Source organism: Microvirga puerhi (assembly GCF_020089865.1).
GTDB lineage: Bacteria > Pseudomonadota > Alphaproteobacteria > Rhizobiales > Beijerinckiaceae > Microvirga > Microvirga puerhi.
This window is the reverse complement of record NZ_JAIRBM010000017.1, coordinates 61716-82616: the sequence shown is the minus strand read 5'-3', so window position 1 is coordinate 82616 and position 20901 is coordinate 61716. Positions and strand designations below refer to the sequence as shown.

Sequence of the window (20901 nt, the reverse complement as noted above, 5' to 3'; positions counted from 1 at the left end):
GTTATTTGCGGCTCGGATTGGTGACTTGATCCTGCCGTTCACGCCAAGACGTATAGAGCGCCATGCGCTTGGCGAGTGCTGCGCTCTGGGGCGATGCTGATAGGGCGCTTGCTCCTGCATTTTGAATCTCGCGCCAGAAGTGACAGGCGACCTTTCGCCCATCGCCGGCTGTTTCAAGGCTCGGATGCTGTTCTTTGCAGATCGGGCGCGCATGGGGGCAGCGCGTATGGAAGCGACAGCCCGACGGAGGAGCTGTCGGACTCGGAACGTCACCCTGAAGCAGAGGCTTGGGGCTCCGATTTACAGGGCTTGGAACCGGAATGGCCGTGAGAAGAGCCTGCGTGTAGGGGTGAAGAGGATTGTCAAAGAGCTCATCGGTCGTGCTGAACTCGACGATTTCGCCGAGATACATGACCGCAACTCTGTCGCTCATGTGCCGAATGACGGCGAGATCATGGGCGATAATCACGAGCGTCAAGCCGAAACGCTCCTTCAAATCCTCAAGGAGATTGATGATCTGAGCCTGGATCGAGACATCGAGCGCGGATACTGGTTCATCTCCGATGATGAGCTTCGGTTCGCCGGCCAGGGCGCGAGCGACGCCAATGCGTTGGCGCTGACCACCGGAGAACTCGTGCGGATAGCGATCGACATGAGCGGGGAGCAGTCCAACGGTTCGCAGCAACTCGGCGATCCGCTCGCGTCGCTCCGATCCTTTGGCAAGGCCATGGAGCCAGATCGGTTCTCCGATGATGTCACCAACGGTCATTCGTGGATTGAGAGACGCAAACGGATCTTGGAAAATGATCTGCAGTTCCCGGCGAAGCTGACGCATTTCTTTCGGATCGAGCGAAAGGATCGAACGCCCCTCATATCGAATGTCTCCGGCTGTTGGCTCGATAAGGCGCAGGAGCAGGCGCCCCAGGGTCGATTTTCCGCAACCGGACTCACCAACGATGGCGAAGGTTTCTCCACGTCGGATCGACAGAGATACGCTGTCCACGGCATGAACAATGGTGGGTGAAGCCAGAAGCCCGCCTCCACCGAAGCGCTTTACGAGATCGATCCCTTCGAGGATCGGATCAGGAGCCACGGCAGTCATACGATGCCTCCCCGGTGAAGTTCGAGCGGGGCGTACCAGCAGCGAGCCCAGTGACCCGGTTCCAGCTCCGCAAGGGGAGGGGCATCATTCACACAGCGCTCGTCGGCGAAGGGGCAGCGGGGCATGAAGCGGCAGCCTTTGGGCATCATCTCGGCGGATGGAACAGTGCCTCGGATAGTTGCAAGGCGTCCCTGGCGACGACCAAGGGACGGCACCGATCCCATAAGGCCGATGGTGTAGGGATGTTGCGGATCTTCGAAAATTGCATCGACAGATCCGGCCTCGACGATGCGGCCCGCATACATCACCACAACCTCGTCGGCGACTTCGGCGACGACGCCAAGGTCATGGGTGATCAGGATCATCGCCATGCCGCTTTCATCCTGAAGGCGCCGAATGAGAGAGATGATCTGTGCCTGAATTGTGACGTCAAGCGCAGTTGTCGGCTCATCGGCAATGAGGAGTTGCGGCTCATTCGCGAGGGCCATCGCAATCATGATGCGTTGCCGCATGCCGCCCGACATCTCGTGCGGGTAGGCACGCATCCGTTTTTCAGGCGCCGGAATACGGACCCGGCGGAGCATTTCGAGAGCGCGCTCTTTCGCTTCGGCCTTTGAAATCCTTCTGTGACGGAGGATCCCCTCTATGATCTGGTCTCCCACCGTGAAGGCAGGATTGAGAGATGTCATCGGCTCCTGGAAGATCATCGCGGTTTGGTTGCCGCGCATGTCGGCCCGCTCCCTCTCCGATAAGCTGAAAAGGTCCCGGCCGCCGAAATTCGCCGTCCCCCCTACAATCCGCGCCGGTGGGGTTGGGAGCAGTCCCATGAGGGACAGTGCCGTCACGCTCTTTCCGCAGCCCGATTCCCCAACGATGCAGAGTGTTTTTCCCTTAGCCACCGAGAAGGATACGTTATCAACGACATTGATGCCGAGTGGAGCACCGTCGAAACGGATCGACAGGTTTTCGACCTGGAGCAGAGGGGATTGCCGCTGAGCTGCCATGTCTATCACGTCGGCTGCAGTTGCGGTCGCTACGCTATCGGTCATGCCGCGGGCCTTCCTTGATCGTCTGATGGTGCACCATCAAGAGGCTCGTTATCCTGGTGGGCCGTTGACGAGCGCGTCATGTAGCGAAGGAGGCTCTCTCGGACGGTCTCAAGGTGTTCTCGCATTGCGTATTCTGCCGTTTCGGCATCTCTTGCGGCGATGGCCGCGACGACGCGGCTATGCTGATTTACGTAGTTTCGCTGACCTGGCCGCGAGCGCGCCTGCTCGCGAAGTTTCCGCCAAGCAGAATCTTGCCGGATCCGGTTCATAATATCGAAGAACACGAAGAGTAGGCTATTTCCGGCCGCTTCTGCGATGGCCCGATGGAAAGCTCCATCCCATAACTCCCTGCTATCCATGTCGCCGTCGGCACTCGAGGCCGTCTTTTGAGCGAGATGGTGCAGGCGTTCGATGTCCCCGTTCGAAGCTCTCAGGGCGGCCATCCGAGCGAGCGCTGGCTCGATCTCGAGGCGAGCTTCCATAATCTCAAGAGGGTTTGTGCCGCTTGCAAAAGCATCCAGGTCAAGTTCGGCATGCGGGGGACGCGAGCCGATGAACGTTCCCTTGCCCTGCTGCCGCCAGATTCTGCCTTCCGCTTCAAGGACCTCGAGTGCGCGCCTCAAGGCCCGGCGCCCGACGCCCATTTGTTGGGACAGCGACCGTTCAGGAGGAAGTTGCGTTTCTGTGCTCTCTGCAAGGGCGTCGAGCAATCGGCGCAACTGCCGAAGGGCAAAATCAGAACTCTCCGCGAGCGGCTCAATCACGATATCACTGTTCCCTGGAACCAATTGTTATATTGGTGCGCACTCTTCTGGTGCTTTCTTGCTTGGATAGGATTCCAATTGAAAGAAAGCTAGCGCATCTACGAACCATTTTGCAATTGGTTTCGTAAGGGTTCATTTTGGTTCGCAGCGGATTCCGGCGGCCGGGCACAAAGGGACGAAATGTTCCCTCTTGCGTATCACTCATCACGCCAAGATAACGGAGGCTTGATCGCTGAGTGCAATTGATGAGTGAAATTCTTACTCTGTTCTCGGATCCGACTGTCTGGGCTGCCCTTGCTACCCTCGTGGTGATGGAGGTGGTGCTCGGGATCGACAATCTGATCTTCATTTCCATCCTGACCAATAAGTTGCCTGCGCACCAGCAGACGAAAGCGCGCAGAATTGGAATAGGTCTGGCCCTCATCTTGCGTCTCGGGCTTCTCGGAACGGTGGCGATCATCGCGCGGCTGACGAACCCGCTCTTCACAGCCCTGGGGCACAGTTTCTCTTGGCGGGACCTGATCCTCGTCGCAGGCGGCTTGTTTCTCGTATGGAAAGCCACGAAGGAAATTCATCACAATGTCGATCCCGATCACGGCCCTGATATGTTCGAGGGTAGCAAGGCGAGTTTGGGCTTTGCCTCGGCCGTCGGGCAGATTCTGGTTCTCGACCTCGTCTTCTCAATCGACAGCATCATCACCGCGGTTGGCATGACCGATCATATTCCGGTGATGGTGATTGCCGTCATTGTCGCCGTTTCCGTCATGCTTCTCGCTGCCGATCCTCTGGCACGGTTCATCCAGGCCAATCCGACGGTAGTCATGCTGGCTCTTGGGTTCCTTCTAATGATTGGTATGGCATTGATTGCAGAGGGTTTCGGAGCGCACGTTCCAAAAGGTTACATCTACACCGCCATGGCCTTCTCAGCCCTTGTGGAGGCGTTGAACATGCTGTCGCGGCGCGCCAAGAAAAAGCGATGAACTCGTTCCGAATGCGGGTGCAGACATTGATCCGCGTAATCAGGCCTTCAAGTTCTTGTCCGCTATCTGGCCTTCTAATCGCTGTGTCTGATCCGATCGCGGTCGCATCGTATTTTAGGGAAGCAAAAACGATCGCGGCAGAAGCTTCATCCGTTTCAGGCAGAGAGATAACGATATAGATAAACGTGCTTTCGCCATTGGACGGACTGAATGCCACCTTCACAAGGGCGACCGATGCGTGTTGCTGATGCTTCAACTATGGAAGGCAGGCTGAGGCTGAAAACCGGAATAGCTAGCAATACAAAGAAATGGAATCTTTGGTATCGAGCTGTCGATACTCGCACGGCGTCACGGCGGCGAAATGAGATCAGTCGGCGCAATAGATTCGATAGTTTTTTAATAAGGTCAGACGTACTGGCGCACGGTAGACTTATATTCTCTTTGAGAAAATGTGCCTAATATGCCGGATTTTCAAAGCGTGGCTATCCAATGTGGGTAAAAATCGTCTGCTGGGCCAGCTAATATTCTTCCAAAAGGAATTTTATAGTTCTGTAGATGAATTGAAGGACGATATTCAAATTACCCCCTAAGCGGTAAAATTACCTCCTTTGCCTTAATGATTAACAAGTTATGAATTGTATAATTTAGGAGAAAACTGCTGAAGGATGACCAGGTATGTCGCAGAATCTCTCGCCCGTAACAACGTTCCTTCTCTGCCGGAATGCCATGTTGCGCGAAGGTATCCGACACATTCTATCGAGTACGCACTATCGTGTGCACCCTGACAGTACAGTCGATGGCAAGGATTTTCTCTCTCAGACGAAGGAGGCTGATGTTCTCTTTGTCCTCGACGAGAACCTCTACCAAGATCGCACGCCGGCGATCGTTCGAGACTTAAAATCGCAGACGCATGCATCCCGCGTCGTTGTGCTTGCCGATAGCTTCGACCTGAATCGGATGGTCGCAGCGATGGATGCGGGCGCCGAAGGTTATTGTCTGGCGACAATCGGGTGCGAAACACTGATCCGATACCTCGACCTCGTCATGCTCGGAGAGAAGGTTTTCCCTGCCTCGATGGTCATCTCTGCCCTCTCGGAACACAAAGAGCCTACGACGGCACCCCGGTTCTACGGCTCGGTCGATGTTCAGAGAATGCAGGTGGTAGCAACGAGTTTGCCGACCAGGATGCTTTCGGCCAGAGAGGCGGAGATCCTTCATTGCCTGATGGAAGGTGCTCCTAACAAGACAATTGCTCGGAAGCTCGAAGTGGCCGAAGCAACCGTAAAGGTTCACGTGAAAGCTATTCTTCGTAAAATCCGGGTGACGAACCGCACGCAGGCGGCAATGTGGGCCGTAACGCATTTTGCGAACGGTGCACATGAGGACCACTCGTCTCTGTCGTCTTAGGTTTGTTCCAAGCCAGAATTGAAAGTGTGTTGCAATATCTGGCGATATACGAGTGCCCGAGCGAGAATGACTGCCGGAACCTCGCTCGGTTTCTTATAGAGAATGTATAGGCATCCCCGAAGCTTTGAAGCGATGCATGGGGCAATGCCTTATCCAGCTAAACAGAACAGACACTTTGGAAATTTTGTGCGCGTTCGGCGCTCAAAGTTTTTGAGATGTTGTTTCAGTGCGACCGATCTGGCTACTCTTCGTGAGGCTAAGCCCATGGTCTCCAAGCAAGATAAAAGCGAGTTCCTTAGTACGACGATCGAAAAAGATCGCGTCAAAGGCCATGTTAGAACGATGCTTCAGAAGCTCATAGATGTGAGAGCCGCGCAACGGGCGAGCAAAGGTAGCCAATCAATGAAGAATGCCATTGAGAGGAATCGAGAATAGAATTGTTCCGCTCTCGTTCGTTACTTCGAGAGTCCAGTTGCGCCAATCGTCTGCCATTTCACCGTCTTCTTCGAGCAGCTCTTCGATTGCTTTTAATGCCTGGACTCGAGCTTGGTCCAAATCCAAGACCTCGATGCCGTCGTGATCGAGAATTCTTGCGTGCCCGTCGACGAGATTAAAGTAGCACCGCATGATGACGGATATCGGCTCCATTTGCGTTTCTATGATCTTATTTTGAACCCAAGCGATTCCGGCCGACGGTATGAATTGGTCTAAAGCTGCTTGTCGCTGATGTCTAGTTTCCACTTCAATGAAGTGCTTCATCTTACTCGCAAGAGTATCGCGGCATGCGAATCAATGACCCTCACCCCCCAAAATTGGCTGAAACCACTCCCTGAAAACCTCGATCAGGTTTGCAGGATTGCAGGGTAAGGATGGTTTCAGGAAATAATTGCTTAAGGCGCTCTTTGCAAAAATGACCAATCTGCAGTTTCAAGGCCCGTTGCCTGCGACAACCCATTTGTGTGTCGGGAAGAGTTGGGTTAGGTTTCGCGTAAGGGAAATATAAATAAGTATCATGCTGAACTGTCCGGGGGCTTGGCCAGAGAAGCAGACTATGAGGAAGAACTATAGTTTCGATAGCCTATCCAACTTGGATAGCTTAGTGCCAAACGAGACTTTCTCGAAGAGCTCGGACCCTCAGGCACATGGCGATTTGGACCGCACGCTTAGGGCGGATACCGATCTCGTCCCGATGTTGCTTATCGAGCCCAATACTCTGCTGAGAGAGGGCTTGAAACGTATTCTGACGGATACGCGCTTCCAGGTCCTTCAATCCTGCTCAAGCTTCGAGGAAGCTCGGTCCCGACAGCTAGATCAGGCCGTCATGCTGATCGTCAGTGCAGGCAGCGATCACGAGAACGTTTTTCGGCAGATCAAACAATTCAAGGCGGAGCGGAACGCGGCAAAGGTTGTGGTCCTAGTGGATCACTATGATCTCAGGGAGGTTCTCTCGGCATTCCAGTCAGGCGTTGACGCCTATCTGGTCAAGTCCGTTTCCTGTGAAGTCCTGGTCAAGTCGTTGGATTTGGTGATGTTGGGGGAGGCGGTCTATCCTGCCGCCATTCTCAGCCTTGTGCATGCACCATCTGCAGAGACCGAGGAGGTTCAGGAGGACCCCGATGAGGCGCTGATGGAGGCCGGAAGCAAGCTGGGTAAGCGTGGGCTCTCGCTAAGAGAGACAGTCATCCTTCGCTGCCTGATGCAGGGCGACTCCAACAAGATCATCGCGCGGAAGTTTGACATCACAGAAGCAACTGTGAAGGTCCATGTGAAGGCAATTCTTCGCAAGATCCGAGCCAAAAACAGGACTCAAGCGGCCATATGGGCGGCCAGTCATTTGCGCTCGCATGACCATGTCGATGGGATAGAAAATAGTCATTGAGCCTTGTTCGCTTGAGCATCGCGAGGAAAGTGGTCTTGCGATGCTGGAGGATCGACCTCCCGTTTCGAGGATGACCGGTGTGTTCCTTCGCGACCGCCCGAACCCCTTCGACTCCGCCATTTCCCGCGCGGCGAAGGTTCGCTGTCTAGCAAGGCAGCCCTCTCTATTGCAACAGTATCGCTCTTCGTTCCCTGCGGTAGATTGAGATTATCTTCTGCAGGGATGCCGGTTCTCGCCGGCAGCTTCATCCAAGATGGGCAAAATCATTCCCGTCCTTCTGTCCGGAGGCACCGGAAGTCGACTTTGGCCTTTGTCGCGTCAGAACTATCCCAAGCAATTGCTGCGCCTCACCGGGCGGGAGACTCTCCTGCAGCAAGCGGCTGAGAGGGTGAGCGATCGTTCCGTCTTCGAGGCGCCGATCGTCGTTGCCAATGCGCAGCATCGCTTTACCATTGCGGAGCAATTGCGAGAGATCGGGATTTCCGATGCACGGATCGTTCTGGAGCCAGCAAGCCGCAACACGGCCCCTGCCTCCGCGGCGGCGGCGCTTGTTGCCATCCGACAACAGCCTGAAGCGATCCTGCTGATCACACCTACGGATCATGCCATCGAGAACATCGACGCGTTCAGAGCTGCGATAGCGAAAGGTATCGAGTGGGCGCGCAAAGGGCTCTTCGTCCTCTTCGCCATCCGGCCGTCCGCTCCCGAAACAGGATTCGGCTATATCCACCTCGGGCAATGCCTGGAGCCGGATGATGTTTGCGAGGTCCGGGGCTTTAGGGAAAAGCCCGATCTCGCGACAGCCGAGCAGTTTTTCAGAAGCGGCGCCTATGCGTGGAACAGCGGAATCTTTCTTCTGTCGGCGCAAAGACTACTCAACGAACTCGCGACATGGGAGCCGGCCTTACTCAATGCCTGCGAACACTCGGTTCGTGCGGCCAGCGCCGACCTCGATTTCCTGCGCTTGGAAAGCGAGGCCTTTTCCAGGGCGACGGATATCTCGCTCGATCACGCCGTTCTGGAAAGGACACACAACATGGCTGCGGTCCTCTCTCCGTTCTCCTGGCACGATATCGGCAGCTGGTCGGCAATCTGGGGGAGGGAGCATAAAGACGGCAGGGCCAATGTCGTGTCAGGACAGGTATTTTTGCAGGATACGGAGGGTAGTTATATCCGCTCCGAGGGGCCGTTGATTGCGACGATGGGGATCAGGAACCTGATTGTCGTTGCCACTTCCGATGCGATCCTCGTGGCTGAAAGAGATCATGCCCAGGATGTGAGAAAGCTCGTCGACGACATGAAAGGGCAGGGACTGGGGGCGGCGATCCAAACCGCGGAAGCATATCGTCCTTGGGGTAGCTATCGATGTCTCCATGGCGGAGAGGGATTCCTGGTCAAGCATATTCGGGTCAATCCCGGCGCAAGATTGTCACTGCAGAAGCATTATCACCGGTCCGAACATTGGGTTGTCGTAAGAGGGCAGGCTCTGGTCACGCGTGACCGAGAGCGCCTCTTGTTGCGCGAGAACGAATCGATCGATATCCCATGTGGATGCATCCATAGGCTGGAAAATTCGGGTAGCAGCTTTCTCGACCTGATCGAGGTGCAATCGGGAGCCCATCTCAGCGAGGACGACATCGTGCGGCTCGAAGATGACTATGCGCGTCTTTAGGGTGCAAAAGATATTTATGCCGCAGCCGATGTGTTTTTCAAATTATCTTCCAGAATCATTGCGGCGCCCTTTTCCGCAATCATCAAGGTCGGCGAGTTCGTGTTGCCACTCGTGATCATCGGCATGATGGATGCATCGATCACACGAAGACCTGAAACTCCCCGCACGCGAAGACGTTCGTCCGTCACCGCCATCGGATCGCTCTCGATCCCCATCTTGGCGGTTCCGACAGGATGGAAGATCGTCGTTCCAGTCTCGCGAGCTCCGTGCAGCAGTTCCGCGTCGGTTTCGAGCTCCGGACCCGGCTTGTACTCTTCAGGACGATATTCCTGAAGCGCCGGCATGGAGACGATGCGACGAACGAGACGCAGAGCATCGACCGCGACCTCCTGATCCTCCTGCGTCGTCAAGGAATTCAGCTTGATGACGGGCGCCTCGGATGGATCGGGGCCGCGCAGTCGGATGCTGCCTCTGCTTGTGGGTCGGAGATTGCAGACGCTTGCCGTGAAGGCCGGAAACGGATGAGGCTCTTCGCCGAACTTGTCGAGAGACAGGGGTTGAATGTGGAATTGCAGGTTGGGTGTCGCATAATGCGGCGAGGAGCGGGTGAAAGCTCCGAGCTGCGACGGAGCCATGGTCAAGGGACCGCGCCGGAACAGAGCATATTCGAGTGCCATGTGGCCCTTCTTGAGCAGTGACCGGTAATCCTCATTGAGCGTGCGGACGCCATGGACCTTATAGATAGGCCGCAGCTGTAGATGATCCTGCAGGTTTTCGCCAACCCCGGGCAGATGGTGCACGACATTGATCCCGTGCTTCTGGAGGAAATCTGCATTGCCGATGCCGGACAGCTGCAGTAATCTCGGGGTTGCAACTGCGCCTGCGGACATGACGACCTCTCGGCGTGCCCGAATCTGCCGCTTCACGCCGTTTTGGACGAACTCCATACCGATGGCACGGCGGCCCTCGAAGATGATGCATGTGGCCGAAGCAAAGGTCTCGACCTTCAGGTTTGGGCGCGAGAGGGCGGGCTTCAGGAAGCCGCGAGCAGCCGACCAGCGGCGGCCGTTCCGCTGATTCACCTGGAAGTAGGCAATGCCCTCATTGTCACCGGTGTTGAAGTCGGCCGTCCGAGGAATGCCAGCTTCGACAGCGGCCTCGACAAAGGCATCGAGTATGTCCCACCGGACGCGTGGAGCCTCGATGCGCCATTCGCCACCCGTTCCATGATGGTCGCTGTCGCCAAGATAGTGATCCTCGTGCCGCCGGAAGATCGGCTTCACGTCCTCCCAGCTCCAGCCATGCAAGCCCATCTGCCTCCAGTTGTCATAATCTTCGCGCTGGCCGCGCATGTAGATCATGGCATTGATGGCGGAGCAGCCTCCGAGAACCTTGCCACGAGGATAGCTCAGGACACGGCCATTGAGGCCGGCTTCGGCCTCGGTCTTGAACATCCAGTCGGATCGTGGATTTCCGATCGCGAAGAGATAGCCGACGGGGATGTGGAACCAGATCCAATTGTCCCTACCGCCAGCTTCCAACAGGCATACGGAGTTGCGAGGATCGGCGGAAAGCCTATTGGCGAGGACACAGCCAGCCGATCCGCCACCGACGATGATATAGTCATACATATCAATGCTCGACACCGTGCAGCCTCGCTGTTTCCAACCAATCCTTTCGATGTTGAAGGCAGGTGAACATCAAACCTGCTTACTTTGCCTGCGCTTCAAGAGTTCCATCACCTCACCGGCGATTCCACGTCTGAAGAGCAGCACGCAGACGACGAAGATGATGCCGATCAGCACGGTCACGGGGAAATCCGATGATGCAAGATAGTTTTGAAGGGCGATGACGAAAGCCGCACCCACGACGGGGCCGATCAGGGTGCCGATCCCTCCGAGCAACGTCATCAGGATGACTTCGCCGGACATCTGCCATTGCACGTCCGTAAGCGTCGCGAATTGGAAGACGATGGCTTTCGTTCCGCCGGCGAGCCCTGCCAGCGCAGCTGACATGACAAAGGCACCGAGCTTGTATCGATCGACACGGTAGCCGAGAGAAATGGCACGCCGCTCATTCTCGCGGATGGCCTTGAGAATGTTTCCAAAGGGAGAATTGACGATGCGCCAGACTGCGAAGAAACCGAACAGGAACACGGCCAGGGTCACGTAGTACATGGCGATCGGATCGTTCAGATCGATCAGCCCGAGAAGATGCCCGCGCGGGACACCCTGGATACCGTCTTCGCCATGCGTGAAAGGCACCTGAAGGCAGATGAAGGCAAACATCTGCCCCAGCGCGAGCGTGATCATCGCGAAGTAAATGCCCTGACGGCGAATAGCGAGAAAACCGACCAGCAGACCGAGTGCGGCCGCCCCCAGAACCCCGAGAAGAAGTCCCGCGAGCGGATCCCAGCCCCAGACCTTGACCGCATGAGCCGTAAAGTATGCGGCGCCGCCGAAGAAGGTCGCATGTCCAAAGGAAAGGAGGCCCACATAGCCGATGAGGAGATTGAAGGCGCATGCGAAGAGCGCGAAGCACAGCATGCTCATCAAGAGAACAGGATAGAAGACGAAGGGCGCGGCTAGAAGCCCCACCAGCGCAAGGGCGGCGAACGCCTTCATCGGAATTCCAACGCCGTCCTGTCTATCTAAAGCCGGTGATCCCACTTTCACAGACATCACGCCTCCCGTCCGAAGAGGCCCGCCGGTCTGACGAGCAAGACGATGGCCATCACGACGAAGATCACGATGCTCGAAGCCTCCGCATAGAAGACCTTGGTTAGCCCTTCCAGGACGCCGAGGACGTAACCCGTGATGATAGCGCCCAGAATGGATCCCATGCCGCCGACGACCACGACTGCAAAGACGATGATGATGAGGTTCGATCCCATCAGCGGACTGACCTGGTAGATCGGTGCAGCCAGCACGCCAGCCAGCGCCGCAAGGGCTGCTCCGAGACCATATGTGAGGGTGAGGAGCCTCGGCACGTTCACACCGAAGGCCTGTACCAGAGTGGCGTTCTCCGTTGCGGCCCGCAGATAGGATCCAAGCCGGGTCTTCTCGATGAGAAGCCAGGTTCCGAGACAGATCACGAGCGAGGCGATCACGACCCAGCCCCTGTAGATCGGCAAGAACATAAAACCGAGATTCACGGCGCCGGTGAGTTGCGCGGGCGGCGAATAGGGCTTGCCCGAAGTGCCGAACCAGTAGCGGAAGGCTCCTTCGAAGATCAGGGCCAGCCCGAAGGTCAGGAGGAGACCGTAAAGCGGATCAAGGCCATAAAGGCGGCTGAGCATCGTGCGCTCGATCGCCATGGCGACTGCGCCCACGATCAAGGGAGCCAGGACAAGGGACGGCCAGTAGTCGATGCCTGCATAGCTGAGAAGACCATAGGCTGCGAAGGCTCCCAGCATGTACTGGGCGCCGTGAGCAAAATTGATCACCCGTAACAGGCCGAAGATCACCGCAAGTCCCAGGCTCAATAAGGCATAGAAGGAGCCGTTGATGAGGCCGATCAGGATCTGGCCATAGAGGGCAGGAGCGGGAATGCCGAAAATCGTGCTCATTTCGTCCTCACACGCCCAGCACGCTGTGGAGCTCATCCATATGCGAATCGAGCTCGTTGCCGGGGAACGAATTCACCATGCGCCCGTCCTCCATGAGATAGAAGCGATCAGCCACTTTACGAGCGAAGCGGAAGTTCTGCTCGACGAGCAAGATGGTCATGCCGCGCTCCTTCAGCGCGACCAGGACGTCCCCGATGCGTTGCACGATGACCGGTGCAAGTCCTTCGGTCGGTTCGTCGAGAAGGATCAGGCTCGCGCCGGTTCGCAGAATACGAGCGATGGCGAGCATCTGCTGCTCGCCGCCGGAAAGCTTTGTCCCCTGACTGTGGCGACGTTCATAAAGATTGGGAAAGAGGTGATAGATCTCTTCGATGCTCATGCCGCCGTCTGCGACTTTCGGCGGCAGGGCAAGATTCTCTTCAACGCTGAGGCTCGCGAAGATCCCGCGCTCCTCCGGCACGTAGCCAAGGCCCGTCTGCGCTACGCGATGAAGAGGGAGCGCAAGCAGATCGCGTCCTCGCAGGCGGATCGCTCCTTCGCGGCGACGCAGAATGCCCATGATTGCGCGAAGAGTAGTGGTCTTTCCCGCTCCGTTCCGACCGAGGAGCGTCACCGTCTCGCCTTCACGAATGTCAAGATCGACCCCGTGGAGAACATGACTTTCTCCATACCAGGCATTCAGTGCCCGAACCTCGAGGAGAGCGTTACTCATGCTCCGTTCCCATATATGCCTCACGCACGCGCGGATCAGCGCTGACGGCGTCATAGCTACCGTCCGCCAGGATCTCGCCTCGCGCCAGAACCGTCACCCGATCGCAGAGGTCCGATACGACGTGTAGGTTATGCTCGACCATCAGCACGGTCCGGCCTTTGGAGATCTGACGGATCAAGTCCGAGATGCGGCCGATATCTTCGTGCCCCATGCCGGCCATCGGCTCGTCGAGGAGAAGCATGGTCGGATCGAGAGCGAGCGTCGTCGCAATCTCCAGTGCCCGCTTGCGTCCATACGGCAGCTCGACAGCCGGCAGATGGGCATAGGATGACAGATTGACCGCGTCGATCAGTTCCAGTGCGCGGTCATCCAGATGCGACAGAACCCGTGATGAGCGCCAGAACTGCGTCGCCAGTTGCGACGGTCGCTGCAGAGCTACGCGAACATTGTCGAGAACGGTCAGATGTGGAAAGACTGCAGAGATCTGAAAGGAACGAACGAGGCCGAGGCGAGCAACCTCGGCCGGCTTCAGCGTCGTGATGTCCTGTCCGCGAAATTCGATCCTGCCGCGGGTCGGTGTCAGGAACTTGGTCAGCATGTTGAAGACGGTGGTCTTCCCTGCGCCGTTGGGACCGATCAGAGCATGAATCGAGCCCTCTCGAACGGAGAGGTTCACGTTGTTCACGGCGACGAAGCCGCGAAACTCCATGGTGATTCCTTCGGCCGTCAGGATAGGCGTATCATTGACCATCATGCGGTCATTCATTTCTCGATACTGAACATGCAACTGCCGTGGCGTCCCGAAGATCTTCGAGACGCCACGATATCGAAAGTTCCGGAGAACGGCGGACGGTGCCAGCCCGTCTCCTTGCTGCACGAGAGCTTACTGCGTGAGCTGGCAGCCGCTCTCCGACACTTTCAGAAAGGCCTCGTCGCCGGGCACGGTGGCAAGCTGCTTATACATGTCCCACTCGCCCTTGCTCTCTTCCGGCTTCTTCACCTGGAAGAGATACATGTCGTAGACCATGCGGCCGTTGGGCAGGACCTTGCCTTTCTTGGCGAAAACGTCTTCGACCGGGAGCTCGTGAAGCGCTTTTGCCACCGGCTCGGTCGCATCCGTGCCCGCTTTCTGGATGGCTTTCAGGTATTGCAGAACCGCGGAGTAGGTTCCGACATGGATCATGTTCGGCATCCGGCCGGTGCGCTCCATGAAGCGCTTGGCGAAAGTGCGGTTCTCGTCGCTTTGATCCCAGTACCAGCCTTCCGTGAGCGTCAGGCCGTTTGCCGCCTTCAGACCGAGGCCATGTACCTCAGCCAAGGTGAACAGGAGAGCAGCCAGACGCGTGCCGCCTTGCGTGATGCCGAACTCAGACGCCTGTTTGATCGCGTTGGAGGTGTCGAGGCCCGCATTCGCAAGGCCGATGACGTTGGCGCCGGAACTCTGGGCCTGGAGGAGGAACGATGAGAAATCGTTGGCGCTCAATGGATGCCGAACGGACCCAAGGATTTGGCCGCCCTTGGCTTTCACGACCTTCGATGTCTCATCTTCCAAGGAATAACCGAAAGCGTAGTCTGCCGTCAGAAAGAACCACTTATTGCCGCCGTTCTGCACCAGCGCACCGCCCGTCCCGACGGCCAGGGCATGCGTATCATAGGCCCAATGGAAGCCGTAGGGTGAGCATTGCTTGCCGGTCAGATCGGTTGTCGCCGCACCCGTGACGATGTTGACCTTCTTCTTCTCCTTGGACAACCCCTGGACGGCCAGCGCCACGGACGATGTCGTCAGTTCCATGATGGCGTCCACCTTGTCGGTGTCGTACCATTGGCGCGCAATGCTGGAAGCGACGTCGGGCTTGTTTTGATGGTCGGCATTGACGATTTCGATTGGAGCGCCCAGCACCTTGCCGCCGAAATCCTGCACCGCCATCCGTGCAGCCTCAACCGAGGACTTGCCGCCGAAATCGGCATAGACGCCTGATTGATCGTTTAGGATACCGATCTTGACGACGTTGTCCGAGATCTGCTGCGCATGGGCGGAGTGCGCCAGTACGGTGCAGCTTAAGGCGAATAGGACTTTCTTGAGTACGCGCATGAACTTCCTTCCCTCTTCTTGTCCTGTCCGGCTGCGCCGGATCTGATTGTGCGTGCATGGTGGAACCACCCACGGCAGCGGTCAAGGAAGGTTAGGGACACTTTTCGGTCATGCAATGTGGCTGAGGTTCATCCTTAAGTCGCAGATATCTTCAATGTACGATGGGCGTTCCTGAAAATAATCTTATACCCTTGGGGCACCCTTCGCACGCAGGAGCAAGGCCGCGAGTTCAGCAAAGCCATCTCCCGAATGAGAGGGTGTAATGAAGGCCGGCTTGCTCTTCAGCCGATGGGCAAAGGCGCTGATATTGGCGACACCGACGCTTAGGGGAAATGCCGCGAACATCGGCTCGTCGTTGGGAGAATCCCCAGCATAGATCACACTCCTCTTGGCATCTTCCCAGTCGATCTTGAAGACATCTGCCAATAGCGTTTTCGCCATGCTCAGTTTGTCGTAGGCACCGAACCAGCCATTTACGTGAATGGAGCTGACCTTCGCCTGAGCTCCGGCGCGTTCGAAGACGGAAACGATCTTGTCTACCTCTCGCTCGGGCAGGGGAGGAACATCCTCGCAGAAATCGATGGCAAGGTCCGCAACCCGGTAAGCTTGATCGCTGGCAAGAGCGGCTCCAGGAATGGTCGCCAGAACCTCCTTCTCGATCTCGTCGAGGCGGGCACGATTCAGCTGGCGCTCCTCCGGGCTTGCCCAGAAATGATGGTGCATCTTCTTTCGGATGCGGTCATAGCGGAAGAAGAAGGCGCCGTTTTCCCCGACGATCGCATCGACCGGCCACATCCTGACGATGTGATCGCACCAGCCCGCCGGACGCCCCGTCACCGGGATGACCAGGAAGCCTGCCTTGTGAAGAGCCTCAAGAGCTCCGTAGGCCGCCGCAGTCAACATGCCTTCGGAGGTGATCGTGTCATCGATGTCGGAGAGGACCACGCGGACGGATCGGGCTTGCTCGAGAGAGAGCTCGGACAAAGGCCTCATGCCGCGTCTCCGAGACGGGCGGGGCGGACGGATCCGAACGAGCGCATATGGAAAATCCTTGGGAGGTCTCAGGAGTAGGCCGCAGCCTATGAGGCTGGACATTGTTGATCAAGACAAATTCTGTGGCATATTCCACAAAATCTGCCTGACTTACGGCATCAAGGTAAGGGATCGCTCGTCATGATGTTGCCTGATGGCAAGAAGACGGCTCGGCAACGACTCATCATTGCCGAGCTTGCCTTAAGCCCGACGGTGCGGACCTCAGCCCTGGCTCAGCAGCTGGGCGTTTCGACCGAAACGGTCCGCCGCGATATCGAGGAGCTCACGCGACAGGGCCTCGTCAGCCGAACCTATGGCGGGGCAACGGGGCGCCAGGTCGGCATGCAGCCAGAATTTGCCAATCGTGAAGAGGAGGCCGTTGCCGAGCGCGATGCGATTGCCTGGGCGGCCGTGGCGCTCGTGCGGCCGGGCGATGTCGTCATGATCGATTCCGGATCGACGACTGCTCGCTTTGCCCAGGCTCTGGCCGCACGCGAGGTGCCTGTGACCGTCATTACGAACGGGTTTGCCGTGGCGGGCGCCTTCAGGCGAAATGATCTCTTCCGGGTCATGGTTTGCCCTGGGCAGTTCATCGCCCGGGAGCAGGGCGTCTACGGCTCCGAGACCTGCAGCTTTCTCCAGAGGTTCTTTGCAGACATCGCCTTTATTGGTGCCAGCGGGCTGACCGATGAAGGACCTACCGAGGTGGAGACGGAGGCCTGTGCCGTCAAACGCACTATGCTTGCACGGGCGGAACGGCGCATCCTTCTGATCGATTTCTCGAAATTCCATCGCCGACATTTCGAGGTGGTTTGTCCGCTCTCGGTCCTTTCCGACATCGTTGCCGACCGTGTTCCCGAGGGGACGCTTGCCGAGCGTTTGTCCGAGAATGGTGTGACCTTCCATGCCGGGATTTCGGGCGAGACGGCTACGTCAACGCCCTGATGTCTTTCCGTTGACTGGGGAGCGGATTATGAACGATGACGCAAGGCGCGTTAACACTGCAGCAGAAGGACCGCTATCGTCGTGTCATACGCACTCCGTTCTTTCTTGTCTGACGCGGTTTTCGTAGCCGTGAGCTCGAGGTGACATATGCAAAGCAACGCCGATATTCTGCGGTCCTTGTTCGATGCGGCGCTGCAGGCCGCGCTGCCCGATGGAAAATTCGAAGGTCGACTTCCTGCACGACCGAAAGGGAGAACCATCGTGCTCGGTGCTGGCAAGGCGTCGGCGCGCATGGCTGCGGCCTTTGAGGACGCGTGGAGTAAGATTGGCGGAAGTTGCGAGGGGCTCGTCGTCACGCGCTATGGGCATGGCGCGAAAACGCGATCGATCGAGATCGTCGAAGCGGCTCATCCAGTTCCCGACCAAGCCGGTCTTGATGCTGCACGGCGCATTCTGTCGCTCGCAAAAGAGGCGGGACCCGACGATCTTGTCGTTTGCCTGATCTCCGGCGGTGCATCCGCTCTTCTATCATTGCCGGCGGAGGGTCTGAGCCTCGGCGACAAGCAGGAGATCAACCGTGCCCTTCTGCGCTCGGGCGCCCCTATCGGGGAGATGAATCAAGTCCGGAAGGCGCTTTCGGCCATCAAGGGGGGGCGTCTTGCGGCGGCCGTCAGGCCGGCACTACTTGTCACCTATCTCATTTCCGATGTACCGAGCGACGATCCAGGCAGCATCGGCTCCGGCCCGACCATTCCCGAACGCGTTGATCCGGATGCGGCGCTGTCCATTTTGCGTCGCTATGCGATCGATGTGCCCGAGCATGTCGCCAACGCGATCCGTGCCAATGCCGCTGCGGGAGATGTGCCCGGTGGCGTCGTTCACATGCTCGCGACACCAAAGATGGCTCTCGATGCAGCGGCGCAACGGGCGCGGGAACTGGGCCTGTCTCCACTCATCCTTGGCGACGCCATCGAAGGCGAAGCGCGAGAAGTCGGCCGCGTCATGGCGGGGATCACGCGCTCCGTGCTGCAGTACGGTGAGCCGATCAAAACACCGTGTGTCCTCCTTTCGGGAGGCGAAACTACTGTGACCGTGCGTGGAAAGGGACGAGGGGGGCGCAACGCTGAGTTTCTTCTCTCGTTGGCGATATCATTGAAGGATGTGGCTGGCGTTGCGGCGATCGCCTGCGATACGGATGGTATTGACGGATCTGAAGACAATGCCGGTGCTTGGTTCGATGGGGAACTCGCTGCAGCAGCGCGCCGAAAAGAGCTCGATCTTGACGCTTACCTCACCAGCAATGACGCATACACGGCTTTCTCAGCTCTGGATCGCCTGATCATTACGGGGCCGACGCTGACCAACGTGAACGACTTTCGCTGCATTCTCGTGCGGTCTTGATATGCGTCTCTATTGCTTCGTCGAGCGATGTCAGATCGAGCTTCCCGGATCGACGTCTTCATGCCGAGGGAGACGGAGCATGATCGTCGTCCCGTGTCCTTCCCGGCTGTCAATGCGAACGGAGCCTCCGTGGAGCTGAAGGATATGCCAAACCAAGCTCAATCCCAGTCCCGTCCCTGGCGCGTGTTTCGCGTTTCTGGCCCGGAAGAAGGGTTGCATCAAGAACGGTAGATCACGCTCGGGGACGCCTATGCCCTCGTCCTGGATGCTGATGCGTACCTCGTTTTCATCGGCTTCGCCGACGATGGTGACGGGACGATCCAATGGCGAGTACTTCATGGCGTTCGAGAGAACGATGATAAGGGCCTGCTCAAGAAGGATCGGGTCCGCAAGCAGGATCTCGGGCAGGTCGTCGACGGCGATTTGAAAGGTCCGACTCGGTTGCTGGTGGTGCTGCTCTTGGCAGATGCGACGAAGCATAGACTTGAGATTGAAGGGGCGCGGTGCTGGTGTGATCGCTCCGGCATTCGCCCGCGTATAGGACATGATGGTCTCGATCAATTCATGAAGACGGCGGCTCGCCCGCCAGATTTTTTCGCCGCGGTCGCGAACCTCCTGTGAGCTGAGACTTTCCGATCGCCTTATCAGACCTTGGGCAAGTGCTGAAATCGTCGAGAGGGGCGTCACCAACTGATGGGCGAGAAGAGCCATGCGATCCAGATGCTGAACGGGATCCTTGCCGTTCTGCTGGACAGACGCATTCGGTCGGTTCGAGGGGGTCCGATGATCCGGCAAGGAAGGACTCGTTCTGGGAATTTAAAGATATAACGTTATAATGCCAAGTTAGTTCAATCGCCTGACCAATTTCATGCCGTTCGAGGAAATTTCCTTGCCCAGCTTGTCTTTGAGTGTGCGCAGCATGACCGGCGGCGCGGGGCCTATTAGCGAAAATTGCGATGTTCTGTCGCCCTTCATATGAAGGGGGGCGCTGTGAGCATCAGCGTTCAGGCTCGCAGCGCCGCCCTTGCAAGCCTCTCACGATCCAGTTGAATCAGGTCCTCACCAGCAAGCGTGGGCAATGTTCCTGAAGCTGCTCCATGAAACCACTACGATGCGAATGCGTTCACCATCACGGTTTTCAAAACAGGAGTTCGGCAATGGACAAAGATCGCATTGAAGGCAGCATGAAAGGCGTCAAGGGCAGCATCAAGGAAGGTGTCGGCAAAGCAGTCGGCGACTCCAAGCTCGAAGCCGAAGGCAAGATGGATAAGGCTGAGGGAAAGATTCAGAACTCCGTCGGCGGCTTGAAGGACTCGCTGCGTAATAAGGAGTAATAGCGTTTTCAGGCACAGAGGCCCGGCTGATGGCCGGGCCTTTTTTATGATTCAGCCCTTCCGGATGCGGAAGATGAGCTGGTGTCCGTCGTGGGCCTGCTGCTCCAGGACGTCGCCCGTTTCTCGAATGAGATTGGGGATGTCAATCGTTGCGAGAAGATCGGTGCATACGACTTGAAGTTGATCTCCGGGCGAGAGACGAAGCAATGCCTTGCGGGTTCGAAGCACGGGCAGAGGGCACTTCAGACCGGAGAGGTCGAGCTTCTTCATGAGCGATGACTCACACCTGAACATTTACCGCCAGCATTTCCTGGAAGTGTGGGCTCGGCCTGTTGCTTCGCCAGAAGCAGTTCCGCCATTGCGTGTTCCTCTGGCGTATTGATGTTGAAGAAGGGGTCAAAGGGCGTGTCGGTCCAGCCGGCTTGTGCAAAGCCGTGTCGTTCTGCCAAGGACAGTACGCTTCGAGAACCCTGCGTTACGAGGACGTGTCGAAGATCCGATCTCAATCGCCGGGACCACAGTCCGATCGTCGGGTGCAGTCTGCCTGCGGACAGGGCTAGGACGAGATCGCGTCTCTCACGCCGTTGTGCTTCATGAAGACGGCCTACGAGGTCGCTCGGAACAAAGGGCGTATCGCTTGAGACGCTGACGATCCATTCTATATCCGGTCTGTGAACGGCGGCCCAGTCGAGGCCGGACAGAATACCGGAAAGCGGACCGAGAGACCCAGATGGCGGATCACAAACCACAGGCAGCCCGAAATCCTTGAAGCGAGCCGCATCTCCGTTGGCATTCAGAATGAGGCCATCGCATTGAGGGCCGAGGCGCCGAACGATACGATGAAGGAGCGGTTCGCCACCGAGCGCCAACAGTGCCTTGTCTACACCTCCCATGCGCGTTCCACGCCCGCCAGCAAGGACGACGCCGAGTGTAGGTGGAAAGGGCGACGCGTCGTGCACGTCGT

21 protein-coding genes are annotated in these 20901 nt (G+C 57.4%); 7 read left to right on the top strand and 14 right to left on the bottom strand.

The features are described from left to right. Position 1: 1 nt before the first annotated feature. From K9B37_RS19105 to K9B37_RS19095, 3 genes are read right to left on the bottom strand one after another with little or no spacing between them, the layout of a single operon-like run. On the bottom strand, positions 2-1102 hold the full coding sequence (locus K9B37_RS19105; protein WP_224315119.1) for an ABC transporter ATP-binding protein: 1101 nt from the start codon (positions 1100-1102) through the stop codon (positions 2-4). Further along, positions 1099-2106 carry an ABC transporter ATP-binding protein gene (locus tag K9B37_RS19100; RefSeq protein WP_224315145.1) on the bottom strand — a complete coding sequence of 336 codons (1008 nt, stop codon included), beginning with the start codon at positions 2104-2106 and terminating at the stop codon, positions 1099-1101. The genes K9B37_RS19105 and K9B37_RS19100 overlap by 4 nt, the downstream gene beginning before the upstream one ends. 41 nt (positions 2107-2147) lie before the next feature. Further along, complete coding sequence (locus K9B37_RS19095) at positions 2148-2915, bottom strand: FadR/GntR family transcriptional regulator (RefSeq protein ID WP_439651756.1); 768 nt, start codon at positions 2913-2915, stop codon at positions 2148-2150. 245 nt (positions 2916-3160) lie between these two features. On the opposite strand from K9B37_RS19095, the gene K9B37_RS19090 reads away from it, so the two are divergent. Both K9B37_RS19090 and K9B37_RS19085 read left to right on the top strand, forming a co-directional pair. Then, positions 3161-3895 carry a TerC family protein gene (locus K9B37_RS19090; protein WP_224315118.1) on the top strand — a complete coding sequence of 245 codons (735 nt, stop codon included), beginning with the start codon at positions 3161-3163 and terminating at the stop codon, positions 3893-3895. 675 nt (positions 3896-4570) lie between these two features. Further along, positions 4571-5302 (top strand): LuxR C-terminal-related transcriptional regulator, encoded by a 732-nt coding sequence (locus K9B37_RS19085; protein ID WP_224315117.1) that lies wholly within the window; start codon positions 4571-4573, stop codon positions 5300-5302. Between the two features lie 399 nt (positions 5303-5701). Here K9B37_RS19085 and K9B37_RS19080 read toward each other — a convergent pair whose 3' ends face one another. After that, positions 5702-6061 (bottom strand): DUF6894 family protein, encoded by a 360-nt coding sequence (locus tag K9B37_RS19080; RefSeq protein ID WP_224315116.1) that lies wholly within the window; start codon positions 6059-6061, stop codon positions 5702-5704. 292 nt (positions 6062-6353) lie between these two features. Here K9B37_RS19080 and K9B37_RS19075 point away from each other — a divergent pair, with 292 nt between their 5' ends. Then, positions 6354-7181, top strand: coding sequence for a LuxR C-terminal-related transcriptional regulator (locus tag K9B37_RS19075; protein ID WP_224315115.1), 828 nt, complete (start codon positions 6354-6356; stop codon positions 7179-7181). A gap of 253 nt (positions 7182-7434) precedes the next feature. Next, the gene (locus K9B37_RS19070; RefSeq protein ID WP_224315114.1) at positions 7435-8853 is read left to right on the top strand and encodes a mannose-1-phosphate guanylyltransferase/mannose-6-phosphate isomerase; all 1419 of its coding nucleotides are present in this window, start codon (positions 7435-7437) and stop codon (positions 8851-8853) included. 14 nt (positions 8854-8867) lie between these two features. Here K9B37_RS19070 and K9B37_RS19065 read toward each other — a convergent pair whose 3' ends face one another. From K9B37_RS19065 to K9B37_RS19035, 7 genes are all read right to left on the bottom strand, one after another. Further along, positions 8868-10484 (bottom strand): GMC family oxidoreductase, encoded by a 1617-nt coding sequence (locus K9B37_RS19065; RefSeq protein ID WP_224315143.1) that lies wholly within the window; start codon positions 10482-10484, stop codon positions 8868-8870. 69 nt (positions 10485-10553) lie between these two features. Further along, entirely contained in the window at positions 10554-11477 is a 924-nt protein-coding gene (locus K9B37_RS19060) for a branched-chain amino acid ABC transporter permease (protein WP_224315113.1), read from the bottom strand. 56 nt (positions 11478-11533) lie between these two features. Continuing rightward, on the bottom strand, positions 11534-12421 hold the full coding sequence (locus K9B37_RS19055) for a branched-chain amino acid ABC transporter permease (RefSeq protein ID WP_224315112.1): 888 nt from the start codon (positions 12419-12421) through the stop codon (positions 11534-11536). A 7-nt stretch (positions 12422-12428) separates the two neighbouring features. Next, positions 12429-13133, bottom strand: coding sequence for an ABC transporter ATP-binding protein (locus K9B37_RS19050; RefSeq protein WP_224315111.1), 705 nt, complete (start codon positions 13131-13133; stop codon positions 12429-12431). Next, entirely contained in the window at positions 13126-13884 is a 759-nt protein-coding gene (locus tag K9B37_RS19045; RefSeq protein WP_224315142.1) for an ABC transporter ATP-binding protein, read from the bottom strand. The genes K9B37_RS19050 and K9B37_RS19045 overlap by 8 nt, the downstream gene beginning before the upstream one ends. Positions 13885-14016: 132 nt before the next feature. Beyond that, complete coding sequence (locus K9B37_RS19040; RefSeq protein ID WP_224315110.1) at positions 14017-15225, bottom strand: ABC transporter substrate-binding protein; 1209 nt, start codon at positions 15223-15225, stop codon at positions 14017-14019. A 183-nt stretch (positions 15226-15408) separates the two neighbouring features. Beyond that, positions 15409-16218 (bottom strand): HAD family hydrolase, encoded by an 810-nt coding sequence (locus tag K9B37_RS19035; RefSeq protein ID WP_224315109.1) that lies wholly within the window; start codon positions 16216-16218, stop codon positions 15409-15411. Between the two features lie 180 nt (positions 16219-16398). Here K9B37_RS19035 and K9B37_RS19030 point away from each other — a divergent pair, with 180 nt between their 5' ends. Beyond that, the gene (locus K9B37_RS19030; protein WP_224315108.1) at positions 16399-17202 is read left to right on the top strand and encodes a DeoR/GlpR family DNA-binding transcription regulator; all 804 of its coding nucleotides are present in this window, start codon (positions 16399-16401) and stop codon (positions 17200-17202) included. Between the two features lie 147 nt (positions 17203-17349). Then, on the top strand, positions 17350-18603 hold the full coding sequence (locus tag K9B37_RS19025; protein ID WP_224315107.1) for a glycerate kinase type-2 family protein: 1254 nt from the start codon (positions 17350-17352) through the stop codon (positions 18601-18603). A gap of 30 nt (positions 18604-18633) precedes the next feature. Here K9B37_RS19025 and K9B37_RS19020 read toward each other — a convergent pair whose 3' ends face one another. After that, entirely contained in the window at positions 18634-19398 is a 765-nt protein-coding gene (locus K9B37_RS19020) for a sensor histidine kinase (protein ID WP_224315106.1), read from the bottom strand. 362 nt (positions 19399-19760) lie between these two features. Between K9B37_RS19020 and K9B37_RS19015 the strand changes: the two genes are divergently transcribed. Continuing rightward, on the top strand, positions 19761-19937 hold the full coding sequence (locus tag K9B37_RS19015) for a CsbD family protein (RefSeq protein ID WP_224315105.1): 177 nt from the start codon (positions 19761-19763) through the stop codon (positions 19935-19937). A gap of 51 nt (positions 19938-19988) precedes the next feature. Here K9B37_RS19015 and K9B37_RS19010 read toward each other — a convergent pair whose 3' ends face one another. Further along, on the bottom strand, positions 19989-20207 hold the full coding sequence (locus K9B37_RS19010) for a sulfurtransferase TusA family protein (RefSeq protein ID WP_224315104.1): 219 nt from the start codon (positions 20205-20207) through the stop codon (positions 19989-19991). Then, a complete protein-coding gene (gene mobA / locus K9B37_RS19005; RefSeq protein ID WP_224315103.1) occupies positions 20204-20896 on the bottom strand; it encodes a molybdenum cofactor guanylyltransferase MobA in 693 nt (230 codons plus the stop codon). Before mobA ends, K9B37_RS19010 begins: the two co-directional genes overlap by 4 nt. Between the last annotated feature and the right edge of the window lie 5 nt (positions 20897-20901).